This window comes from Paraburkholderia sp. JHI869 (genome assembly GCF_038900775.1).
Classification (GTDB): domain Bacteria; phylum Pseudomonadota; class Gammaproteobacteria; order Burkholderiales; family Burkholderiaceae; genus Paraburkholderia.
Genome location: NZ_JAYMSC010000015.1, coordinates 59,339 through 70,722 on the forward strand (window position 1 = coordinate 59,339; position 11,384 = coordinate 70,722).

Consider the following 11,384-nt stretch of genomic DNA (forward strand, 5'->3'; position numbering starts at 1 on the left):
GCGCCCGCGCATTCCCGCCGGCGTGATTTGCTTAGCGCGAAACATCGGTTCTGCGAACGCGTGCGTGCCGGTAGCATCGACGGTTCGATGGCGGCGCCCTGTCGGCGCACGCCCAATGCCGACACGGACCTGCCGAAGATGACCCGCCCCACGCCGCCCAAGCCATACTCCCGCCGCCATTTCCTCGCCACGCTGGGCGCGACGCTCGCCGGCGCGGCGCTGCCCGCCACCGCGTTCGCGAAATATCAGCCCGACCAGTTCCGCATTGGCTACCAGAAGGCTGCGAGCACGCTCGTGCTGCTCAAGGCCAACGGCACGCTCGAAACGCGCCTCGCGCCGCTCGGCATCAAGGTGTCGTGGACAGAATTTCCCGCTGGGCCGCAATTGCTCGAAGGCCTGAACGTGGGCGCAATCGACTTCGGCTATGTAGGTGAGGCACCGCCTGTGTTTGCCCAGGCCGCGGGCGCGGATTTCGTCTATACGGCATACGAACTGCCCACGCCGCACGCAGAGGGCGTGGTGGTGGCGAAGAATTCGCCGATCCGTGACGTGGCTGGACTGAAGGGCAAGAAAATCGGCCTGAATCGCGGCTCGGACGTGCACTGGTTTCTCGTCGCGCTGCTGCAAAAGCACGGTTATTCCATTGGCGACGTGCAGCCGGTGTATCTCGCGCCCGCCGACGCGCGCGCGGCGCTGCAAAGCGGCGCCATCGACGCCTGGGCGATCTGGGACCCGTTCCTCGCCGCCGTCGAATCGCAGGATGGCGCTCGCCTGCTTGCCGATGCGAATGGGGTGGCGAGCCATCACCAATTCTTCCTGAGCCAGCGCGAATTCGCGCAAAACCGCAAGGACGCGTTGGCGATCGCGCTGGACGAACTCGGCAAGACGGGACAATGGGTGCGCGCCAACACGGCGGCAGCGGCCGCGAAACTCTCACCGATCCAGGGCCTGGACGCGGCGACGATCCAGACCGGTCTCACGCACTACGCACATGAATACCGGCCGATCGACGCCGCCGTGATCGCGCAGCAGCAGAAGATCGCGGACACGTTCTACGACCTGAAGATCATTCCGCGCCGCGTGGTGACGAAGGACGCCGTGCTCGCATGACCGTGCGAGCACGGGCGCCCCGTGCGCATGCCTGGTTCAACGCTTAGTGCGAAGACCAGCCCTTGTAGCTGCCCACGTTGTCGCGCGTGACGAGCTGCGGCGTCATCTCGATCATCGGGTTGCTGGGCTTCTTGCCGTTCATGATGTCGTAGCCAACCTGCACGGCCGTTTGCGCCATCTTCCACGGGTCCTGGCTCGCCGAGGCCTGCACCAGCGTATCGGACTTGAGCGCCGTTTCGATATCGGGCGCGCCGTCAACCGACGTAATCACGATGTTGCTGCGATGCAGCTGCTTCGCGGCAAGGTCGCTGCCAATGGCCTGCGGGTCGTTGATGGCGAACACGCCGGAAATCTTCGGGAAGCGCGTGAGGTAGCCCTGCATCACGTTCATGCCGCCTTCACGCGAGCCCTTGGCGTCCTGGTCGTCGGAGAGGATCTTGATGCCGGGCGCCTTCGCGAGCACCTGCTTGCAGCCGTTCACGCGGTCGATCACGGCCGAGACCTGCGGCCCGTTCTGGATGATCACGTTGCCGGTGTTGTTGATCTTCTTCGCGAGGAATTCGCACGAAATCTCGCCGGCCTTCACGTTGTCGGTCTGCACGGTGGCGTCGGCGCCCGCGGCGGCCACGTCCACGGCTATCACCACGATACCGGCCGCCTGTGCCTTCTTCACCGCCGGCAAGATCGCCTTCGGATCGGTCGCGTTCAGGAGGATCATGTCCACGTGCGCCGAAATGAAGTTGTCGATCTGCGTGAACTGCTTGTTGAGATCGTAGTCGGCGGAAACGGCCGTGACCTTGGCGTTCGGGTTGATCTGTTTGGCCTTTGCTTCCGCACCCTTGACGATCGTGACAAAGTAAGGATTACCTAGCGAACCCACGGTAACGCCGATCGACTTGAGTTGCTTGTCTGCGGCATGCGCGCCTTGCAGGGCGAAACCGAGGGTGAGGGCGGCAGCGGCGAGAACGGCTTTTTTCTTGAACATGAGGTTGTCTCCTGAGGGGGCCTGCTTGGGTCCTGTTTGGGTGCTTTCCTGGCGAGCGCAGCAGGACCGCCTGCGCTCGCGCTTGTACCTGTCTGTTGTTGAATCCAGTGGCTTACGTGCGGGCCGAACCACGCTGGCGATAGCGGTCGAGCGCCACGGCGCCGACGATCACGAGGCCCTTGATGATGTACTGCCAGATGTCCGAGACGCCGAGCAGCACGAGGCCATTGGTCAGGACTGCGATGATGAGCGCGCCGATCAGCGTGCCGATGATCGAACCCACGCCGCCCACGAAGCTCGTGCCGCCCAGAATCACCGCGGCGATCGCGTCGAGTTCATACGACTGGCCCAGTTGCAGGCCGTTGGCCGCGTAGAGACGAGCGGCCGACATCACTGCGCCGAGACCCGCGAGCAGGCCCGACACGGCATAGACGAACATCTCGATGCCCCACACCTTGATGCCCGAGAGGCGCGCCGCTTCCGGGTTGCCGCCCACCGAGTAGATGCGCAGGCCGAGCACGGTACGGCGCAGCACGAACCACGAACCGGCCACCACCACCAACGCGATGATCACGAGCCAAGGCACGCCGAGCACCGTGCCGTTGCCGATGAACGCGAACGACAGTTGTGGGTTGAAGATCGTCGTGTCGTGGCCCATCAGGCGCGCAATGCCGCGCACCGCCGTGAGCGAGCCGAGCGTGACGATGAACGGCGGCAGACGCAAGAGCGCGATGAGCGCGCCGTTGATGAGACCGAAGCCCAGGCCCACCGCGAGCGCCATCGGCACGCCCAGCCAGCCCCAGCCCACGATGTTCGAGCCGATCATGGCGGCCATGGCGGCAGCGGCCAGCACCGAGCCCACCGAGAGGTCGATACCGCCCGTGAGAATCACGAAGGTCATGCCGGCGGCGAGCACGATGTTGATCGAGGCTTGCTGTGTGACGATCGAAAGATTCTCCAGCGTGAAGAAGCCATCGTTGAGCAGACCGAAGCCAATGCACAGCAGCACCAGCACCGGCAGCATGCCAGCGGTGCGCACGAGCGACTTCATGCGTTGGCGATGACCGTCGACCGCTACGCTGCGCGTGGGTTGAGCAGCGGGCTGTGAGGACGAGGCCGCGACACCGTGCCGGGGAAGAATGCTTTTCATGTCGTACTCCTGAGGGACGTTTCTTGCGTATGCGGTGAAGGTCAAGCGGCTTCGTCGAGCGGTTGCTGCGAGCCGGTGGCGAGTTCGATGATCGCCTCCTGGGAAATGGGCTTGCCGGTATAGCCGCCAAGCTCGCCGGCGAATTCGCCTTCGCGCATGACGAGCACGCGGTCGGCCACGCCGATGATCTCGGGCAGTTCGCTCGAGATCACGATGATGCCCACGCCGGTCTTGGCGAGGTCGTTGATGATGCGGTAGATCTCCGACTTCGCGCCAATATCGACGCCACGCGTGGGCTCGTCGAGAATCAGCACGCGCGGCTTCGTTTCCAGCAGGCGCGAAAGCAGCACCTTCTGCTGGTTGCCGCCCGAAAGCGCGCCCACGTTCACGCGCGAGTTCGGCACGCGAATGGACAGCGAGCGGATCGCTTCCTTCGCGCGCTCGCCGCCGCGCGCGAGGTCGAGCACGCCCATGCGCGCGTCGCGCCCGGCCACGGCCACGTTGATGTTGTCGCGCACGCTCATGTCGAGAAAGAGGCCTTGATGCTTGCGGTCTTCGGTCAAGTAGACGAGGCCCGCGTTGATCGCGTCACGCGGCGTGTGCACGTGGAGCGTCTTGCCGTCGATGGCGATCTCGCCGCGCACGCGCGGCTCCGCGCCGAAGATGAGGCGAGCAAGCTCGGTGCGGCCCGCGCCAACGAGGCCCGCAATGCCGAGCACTTCGCCCGCGTGCAGATCGAGGCTGCAGCCGCGCACGCGCTTGTCGTCCGCCACGTCGCGCACGGTGAGCACGGCCTTGCCCGGATCGTACGGAGCGTGCGCCTTCTTGTAGAACCCCGAAATATCGCGGCCCACCATCATGCTCACGAGGCTTTCCGCGTTGAGTGCGTCGCGCATGAGCGTGCCCACATAGCTGCCGTCGCGCAGCACGGAAACGCGGTCCGAAAGTTCGTACACCTCGGCCATGCGGTGGCTGATATAGATGATGGCAAGCCCTTCGTCGCGCAGCTGGTTGATGAGCTTGAAGAGACGCTCCGTCTCGCGCGAGGAGAGCGGCGTGGTGGGCTCGTCCATCACGATGATGCGCGCGTCGCTGTGCACGGCGCGCGCGATTTCCACGAGCTGGCGCTCGGCGATGGAAAGCGAGCCGACCAGCGTGGTAGGCCCGAAGCTCGCACCGAGACGCTTGAGCACGTCTTCGCTGCCGCGCTCCATGGCGCGCCGGTCGACGGTGCCGAAGCGGCGGCCGCCCTTGCGCAGCTCGCGGCCCGCATGAATGTTCTCGGCCACCGAGAGATTGGGCGCGAGGCTCAATTCCTGATAGATCACGGCCACGCCGAGTTCGCGCGAAGCATGCGGCCCGTCGATCACGACCGTCTTGCCTTCGATGAGAATCTCGCCGCCGGGGTCGGCCTGGTAGGCGCCCGAGAGAATCTTCATCAGCGTGGACTTGCCTGCCCCGTTTTCGCCCATGAGCGAGTGGACCTCGCCGGGGTAGACGGTGAGGCGCACGTTGTCGAGCGCGCGCACGCCGGGGAAGGTCTTGGTGATGCCCCGCATTTCCAGCAGCGGGGGCGTGGACTCAGAGGGCGACATGGCTCTCCTCCTGCGCTTGAGCGTAAGTTTGTGCGCCGGCGCCCATGAGGATGCCCGCGCGCGGCGAAAAATTGAAGAACATGGGAAGCGTGGCCGCGCCGAGCGCGCCCGCATCGGGACCGAAGGTGCCGCGCACGAGCGCGGGCGTGCCGCGCGCCTCGGGCGCGGTGGCCGCCACCGCGAGGCGCAGGCGCTGCATGAGCGTGTCGATGAGACCCGCGTCCACGTCGGCGTCGAGCACCACGGCCGGCACGTCGAGCACGCAGAACGCCGAACGCAGAGCAGGGGCGAGCGCATCGATGCAGTCGTCGAGCCAGTCCTGCACGCCCGGGTGGCCGCGCGCGATGCACGCTTCGAGATCGGCGCGACTGTCGATCGTCTCGCCGCAATACTGCAGGTGACGGCGCAGTGCGATGAGCGAGGCGCGCGAGAGCAGAATGTCCCACTGGCCGGACGGCTTGTGCGCCGAGGGCAGGCGGCTGGGCGGCACGGGCATCACTGCGAAATCGCCTGCGTTGCCGGTCAGGCCGCGCACGCAGTCGCCGTCGATGGCGATGCCGCCGCCGATTGCCGGGCCGAGAAAGAGGTAGAGGAAGTCGTCGCGCTGGCGCCCACAGCCGTAGAAGATCTCGGCGATGGCGGCCGCGTTCCCGTCGTTCTCGCTGAATACGGGCAGTGCGGTGGCGCGCGCGAGTTCGCCCGCAAAGTCCACGTCGTTCCACACGCGGAAGGTGTCGGTGGGCAGGCCGAGTTCGCTCAGCCAGCTGCCGAGGTTATACGGCTGCGCCACGCCAATGCCGGCCAGGCGGCTACGCTCTTCTATCGTAAGTAACCCTAACAGTTCGGCGATATCGCGCTGGACGATTTCCTGCGCGACCGAGGGTTGCGGCAGCAGCATGTCGCGCGAGCGGCGCTCGATCATCTGGCCCGCGAAATCGACGAGCACAGTTTCGATATTGGTCCGGTCGAGCCGCACGCCAATCGCGAACGCGCCGCGCGGCGAGAGGCGCAGGAGCGAGGCGGGCTGGCCGCGCTGGCCGTCGCGGCGGCCGCTGACCTCGATCAGGCCATTGGCCGTGAGCGACGTGATGATGGTGCCCACCGCGGTGCTCGTGAGATTCGCGAGACGCGCGAGATCGGCCTTCGACGCCTCGCCCGCGCGACGCAGCGCCTGCAGCAGCAGGCGTTCGTTGAAGCGGCGGACATTGGCGGAATTGCTGCCCTGACCGACATGCGGACTTCTCACGTGTCTCCTCCAGCTTAGAGGGGCGACATCTGATCAACTGCGTCGCCGACTAAATAAATCAAGTTGATTTATTTAATGCCAGAAATCGGGGGCTGTCAGCCTGGGGAAATCCCGTTAAGGGTATTGGGGAGCGATGAAGTTCGTTGGCGCGACGCGCGCCTCGATGCAAAAGCTTAGGAGACTTTTGCAGGGAAGGGTAAGAAGCGGGGAGCGAGCAGATCGCGTGCCCGCGCGCTTGTGCGGTTCGCTGGCAGACCGATGGGCGAAGTCAAGTTGCACCCACTGACTGTAAGGCCAATCGTGTGAACGAAAATAGGACGACTTGATCAGGCACCGCCTCGGTCGATCTTGTTTGGTGACAGCGCCCCGATTCTTTAACGCCAGCAAATTGCTGAGCCACTTATTTTCGCTTTTATGTACTCGGCCAACGCTGAATCAGGTTGAGTCTCCACGTAACGCCAAACATCAAGCGCGGCAAGGCGACCATCGAAAGAAAACGCCTCAATGACAGCCAACCACGACAGGGGCGATGAATTCAAGAGAGGATCTGGTTTGCACTCAGCCTACTAGTAACGGCTGATTAAGAGATCGAGGGCTGGAAGAAAACCACTACCTGATCCAATGTCAACAGCCGTTGACACAGAGCCGGTGCAAACTGACTGACACGGACTTGAATGAAAACATTGAGTGCGAGCGGCCAGCCGCGAGTCTAAGACAGGTGACGCATAAATCTGACCGCACAAACAGCTGCATCAGCTATTCAACTTCAATATCGAGCGTGTCGAACTCGACGGCCAGTTCAGCGCCCGCGGTCGCGACGATCATCGAAATTTGACGCCCGGGTCCTTTAGAGAAATATTCGCTTTTTGCTAGCATGGCTAGCGCGAGGTCATAATTTGTGTCTCCCTGCTTGAGTATCTTAACTTCAAACACGATATTGTTTTCCACGCTGAAATGCTCGACGGTGCAGCGGATCGTTCCGTTGAAAGTAAGGGTTGCTCGTTTCCCGTCGTATTCCATCGCAACAATGAGTTGATGTCTGTTGCGAACGGCGAGAATGTCTAGATTCCAATCATGGAAATAGTCAAATTCTTTCAGTTTGTCCATAGAAAAACCTTTCAATGGGAAAGTAGGGAAAAGGCATTTCCGTCATCTCTAACGCCGTTGTCCCAATTATGCGCATGGGGGATGCCGAAACCATGATCATGACCGAAGTCAATATCAACTGCTGCGTTGCCATGCCCGTCATATAAGCGCCATTGTTGCTTGCCCGATGTATTCTCGACCCATTGATTCGGTGGTCCCCCCTTAGAGGGGAGCCATGCCGTTTGCATGTCGTTGCCGAGGGTTCCAGCGTCGTCACGATACTCGAACGCTTGTGCGTCGCTTAATGGCGTCGACGCTTCCCGCACGTTGTCGCTGAACGTGCCGTCATTTTCACCTCCGCTATTTTCCTCATTGTCTGAATTGTCACTGGCGCCGATCAATGCGGCCGCTGCCGTCTCAACCGCACCAAGCCAACTGGACGCACCTTTGGAAGCGGCCGCTTTGCTCACAGTAGCGGCAACCCGTGCAGCGACCGGAACGTATGGCGTGCGATCGATAAAGCCCCCGTCTGCGCCAAGCGGTTCAAGCTGACCGTTGCGGAACGAATAGATGGTCGGCTTCAGGTCGGGCGCCCGTTTTGGCCAACTTTGCGGCCCATAGCGCCGGGTAACTCGCCTGCTGCCGCGCCAGGCACGGTTGATGGCAGGAACGAGTCGGCCATCGCGCACCGCGTCACGAAGAATACGCGTCACGCCTTCACCATCGACCGGCGCAGACAGGCCAGAGATATGCAGGTGATCCCTGATAAACGCAATATGGGCCCTGAAATCACTACAGGCGCGCGCGGCGCGTCGGCTGATGGAAACCCGGAACAGCTGGTCGAAGTCCTTGCTGTCCTGTTCGATTTGTTCCTCACGCTCTTTGCGTGCTTTCTGTCGCTCTTCGTAAGGAAGCTTCCACCCGCGATCGACGTCCTCCACATCGCGTGCAGGCACGAGTGAGCATTGCCAGTCGCTCGTCAGCGGCACATAGAGAGCGTTGTATGAATGCCCCCATTCGGGAAACGACATGTCACCTCCGTCCGTTTTGTGATCGCATTGATATCACGCGACCGAACAAGGGACCTTGAGCTGCATCGGACCTTTGACCACTAACTGGTCGTTGCAAGGAGGTAGAAAGCCGACTCTGTCAGTGTTAGCGATTGAGTCACCGAACCCACGCGCCATCGTCGCGGCGCGATTTCCGCACGCCGGTTCCGCGATATCGCATTCATTGCGTTTGCAACCGTAATTCGACTTGTAGATCAATTGACGCGCGGACAAAACAAAAGCCCCGTAAGTCCTTCAACTCACGGGGCCTCATCACGATTGCTGGCAGTGCATGAACGACTGCGCTACGACCGCGCCTCACTGGCATTACGGCAAGCGAACCACCGGCGCGCCGAACGCGGCGGCTCAGCGCTTTCCACCACCTCGCGCCACCAGCGTTCGCCGCGATGCGGCTCCGCCAGATCAAGCCTTTCACCCATGCGCGGCGTGGAAAGCGTCACGCCGCGCGCGAGCGCAAGGCCAGTCACGCGCTCGAACGGGTCCTGCCAGCGATGCATCGCGAGATCGAACGTGCCGTTGTGAATCGGCACGAGCCACTCGCCGCGCAAATCCACGTGAGCCTGCACCGTTTCCTCGGGCTGCATGTGGACATACGGCCATTGCGGGTCGTACGCGCCAGTCTCGACGAACGTCACGTCGAAGGGGCCGAGCCGCTCGCCGATCGTGCGAAAGCCGTCGAAGTAGCCGGTGTCGCCGCTGAAGAAAACGCGCAGATCGGCGTCGGCGATCACCCACGAGGCCCACAGCGTGCTGTTGCCGTCGAACAGGCTGCGCCCGGAGAAATGCTGAGCGGGCGTGGCCGTGAATTCGATGCCTTCGACATTCGCGCCTTGCCACCAGTCGAACTGCCGCACCTTCGCACCGTCGATGCCCCATTCGATCAACCGGTCACCCACGCCAAGCGGCGTGAGAAACACGCCTGTCGTCGCCGCGAGCGCGAGCACGGTTTCGCGGTCGAGGTGGTCGTAATGGTCGTGGGAGAGGATCACGCCGCGCAATGGCGGCAGGTCGGCCAGCGCGATGGGCGGCGCGTGAAAGCGCTTCGGCCCGAGGTTCTGAAACGGCGAGGCGCGCTCGGCAAACACCGGGTCAGTGAGCCAGAACTGGCCGCGCAGCTTGAAGAGCAGGGTGGAATGACCAAGCCGGTAGACGCTGCGGTCGGGCGCGGCCTCGAGTTGCTCGCGCGTGAGCGGCTGAACGGGCAGCGCGCCGGCGGGCATGGTGCCGCCCGGCTTGTGGAAGATCATGTTCCACATGATCTTCAGTGTCTTGCCGAAGCCTTCGGCCGGGCGCGGACGCACGTTGCGAAAGCGCTCGCCGTCATGCTGCGGCGAGGTGTGCGAGAGCTCGCGCCCACGTTGTGCGGCGCTCAGGCCCAGGGTACGGCTCAGCGATGCGAAAGGCGAGGTCATAGCGGCGGCTGCCTCAGAGAACGGGAAGTAGACTGCACAGTGTAGTTTATTCTGGCGAAAAGTAAACTGCCTGGTGTAAAATTCTGAAATGGATTGCACCCCAGCCACCCCTCAGCGCCTGACCGATCGCAAGCGCGCCGCCATCGTCGCGGCGGCCATCGACGAATTCCTGGCCTCGGGCTTCGACGCCACGAGCATGGACCGCATTGCCGCGCGCGCGAGCGTTTCGAAGCGCACGGTCTACAACCATTTCCCTAGCAAGGAGGCGCTGTTCGCGTCAATCCTGTGCCAGCTCTGGGATTCGAGCGCGACCGCCGACGCACCGGCCTACCGCGCCGGCGAGCCGCTGCGCGCGCAGCTTGTCGAGCTTCTCATGCGCAAGCTGCGGCTGCTGAGCGACGAAGCGTTCTTCAAGCTCGCGCGCGTGGCAATCGCGGCGGGCATCCACTCGCCCGAGCGCGCGCGCGACATGGTGGCCCGCATTGGCGAGCGCGAAGAGGACCTCACGGTCTGGGTGCGCGCCGCCGCCGCCGATGGCCGCCTGAAAACGACGGACCCGGCCTTCGCCTCGCAGCAACTGCACGGCGTCGTGAAGGCATTCGCGTTCTGGCCGCAGGTCGCGATGGGCCAGCCGCCGCTCGACGAGGCGCAGCAGCGCCAGGTCGCCGAGTCGTCCGCCGATCTCTTCCTCGCGCGCTACGCCTGAAAGCGCACGCGCCCCCGACGCGCAACGGTTTTTCTGGCATAGACTCTTGCCTTTCAGGTTCGCAGGCTTCACTGAGAGGACATGCTCATGCCATTCATGCTGCTCATCGCCGAGCCGCGCGGCCAGCGCGATACGCGGGCGCAACCCGAAGGCGAGGCGCTTTACGCGCGCATGGTCGAGTTCGCCGATGAACTCGCCGCCGAGGGCAAGCTGATCGACGCGCACGCGCTCACCGCCGACACGAACGGCGCGCGCGTCCAGGTGCGTGAAGGCCGCACGAGCATCGTCGATGGCCCGTTCGCCGAGGCGAAGGAAATGATCGGCGGCTTTTTCCTCGTCGATTGCGCCACACGCGACGAGGCGCTTGCCATCGCCGGGCGCTGTCCGGCGGCGCAATGGGCGAGCGTCGAGGTGCGCGAAACCGGTCCGTGTTTCCGCTGAATCGGCGTCTTTCCAGGTAGTTTCCCCAGGCACGTAAAAAATTTCGCTGTCCGTTGTCGATTTCCGTGCGCTTCGCGCGTCGTGTTGATGAGCGCACCAGACGGTGCCTTCGAACATCCCCGAACGTCACATTCAGGAGAAGACAATGCGATTCATGATCATGGTGCGCGCCAACGCGTTGACCGAAGCGGGCGAGCCGCCCGACGACGTGGAAGTATTCGCGGAGATGGCCCGCTATCACGAAGAGCTGGCGAAGGCGGGCGTGTTGCTCGACGCCTCGGGCCTGCAGCCGACCTCGCGCGGCTTTCGCGTGCACTACACGAACGGCAAGCCAACGATCGTCGACGGCCCCTTTGCCGAAACGAAGGAGCTGATTGCCGGCTATACGCTGATCCAGGTGCGCTCGCGCGACGAAGCGCTCGAATGGGCGCGCCGCTTCCCGTCTCCGTTCGGCCGCGCCGAAGGCGAGGTCGAAGTGCGCCAGCTCTACGAACTCGACGAACTCCCGCAGTGCGAGGGCGTCGAGAGCTTTCGCCAGCTCCAGGAGCAACGTAAGGCATCCTGAGCATTCTCATCGATCACC

At 63.4% G+C, this 11,384-nt stretch carries 11 protein-coding genes; 4 read left to right on the forward strand and 7 right to left on the reverse strand.

Features of this window, described 5'->3' with window-relative positions; all coding sequences use genetic code 11:
• Positions 1-138: 138 nt before the first annotated feature.
• Positions 139-1,110, forward strand: coding sequence for a sulfonate ABC transporter substrate-binding protein (locus VSR72_RS24270; protein WP_342955011.1), 972 nt, complete (start codon positions 139-141; stop codon positions 1,108-1,110).
• A gap of 43 nt (positions 1,111-1,153) precedes the next feature.
• On the opposite strand, the gene VSR72_RS24275 is transcribed toward VSR72_RS24270, so the two are convergent.
• From VSR72_RS24275 to VSR72_RS24305, 7 genes are all read right to left on the reverse strand, one after another.
• On the reverse strand, positions 1,154-2,095 hold the full coding sequence (locus tag VSR72_RS24275) for an ABC transporter substrate-binding protein (protein WP_342954886.1): 942 nt from the start codon (positions 2,093-2,095) through the stop codon (positions 1,154-1,156).
• A gap of 112 nt (positions 2,096-2,207) precedes the next feature.
• On the reverse strand, positions 2,208-3,245 hold the full coding sequence (locus VSR72_RS24280; RefSeq protein ID WP_342954887.1) for a ribose ABC transporter permease: 1,038 nt from the start codon (positions 3,243-3,245) through the stop codon (positions 2,208-2,210).
• Positions 3,246-3,286: 41 nt separating this feature from the next.
• Positions 3,287-4,840: a sugar ABC transporter ATP-binding protein gene (locus VSR72_RS24285; protein ID WP_342954888.1), complete on the reverse strand. Its 1,554-nt coding sequence runs from the start codon at positions 4,838-4,840 to the stop codon at positions 3,287-3,289.
• On the reverse strand, positions 4,827-6,086 hold the full coding sequence (locus VSR72_RS24290; protein ID WP_342954889.1) for an ROK family transcriptional regulator: 1,260 nt from the start codon (positions 6,084-6,086) through the stop codon (positions 4,827-4,829). Before VSR72_RS24290 ends, VSR72_RS24285 begins: the two co-directional genes overlap by 14 nt.
• 756 nt (positions 6,087-6,842) lie before the next feature.
• Complete coding sequence (locus tag VSR72_RS24295; RefSeq protein WP_342954890.1) at positions 6,843-7,193, reverse strand: hypothetical protein; 351 nt, start codon at positions 7,191-7,193, stop codon at positions 6,843-6,845.
• Between the two features lie 11 nt (positions 7,194-7,204).
• Positions 7,205-8,203 carry a hypothetical protein gene (locus VSR72_RS24300; RefSeq protein ID WP_342954891.1) on the reverse strand — a complete coding sequence of 333 codons (999 nt, stop codon included), beginning with the start codon at positions 8,201-8,203 and terminating at the stop codon, positions 7,205-7,207.
• Positions 8,204-8,526: 323 nt separating this feature from the next.
• A complete protein-coding gene (locus VSR72_RS24305) occupies positions 8,527-9,654 on the reverse strand; it encodes an MBL fold metallo-hydrolase (RefSeq protein WP_342954892.1) in 1,128 nt (375 codons plus the stop codon).
• Positions 9,655-9,742: 88 nt separating this feature from the next.
• Here VSR72_RS24305 and VSR72_RS24310 point away from each other — a divergent pair, with 88 nt between their 5' ends.
• From VSR72_RS24310 to VSR72_RS24320, 3 genes are all read left to right on the forward strand, one after another.
• Positions 9,743-10,360 carry a TetR/AcrR family transcriptional regulator gene (locus VSR72_RS24310; RefSeq protein WP_342954893.1) on the forward strand — a complete coding sequence of 206 codons (618 nt, stop codon included), beginning with the start codon at positions 9,743-9,745 and terminating at the stop codon, positions 10,358-10,360.
• 87 nt (positions 10,361-10,447) lie between these two features.
• Positions 10,448-10,801: a YciI family protein gene (locus VSR72_RS24315; protein ID WP_342954894.1), complete on the forward strand. Its 354-nt coding sequence runs from the start codon at positions 10,448-10,450 to the stop codon at positions 10,799-10,801.
• 145 nt (positions 10,802-10,946) lie between these two features.
• A complete protein-coding gene (locus VSR72_RS24320) occupies positions 10,947-11,366 on the forward strand; it encodes a YciI family protein (protein WP_342954895.1) in 420 nt (139 codons plus the stop codon).
• The last annotated feature ends 18 nt before the right edge of the window (positions 11,367-11,384 follow it).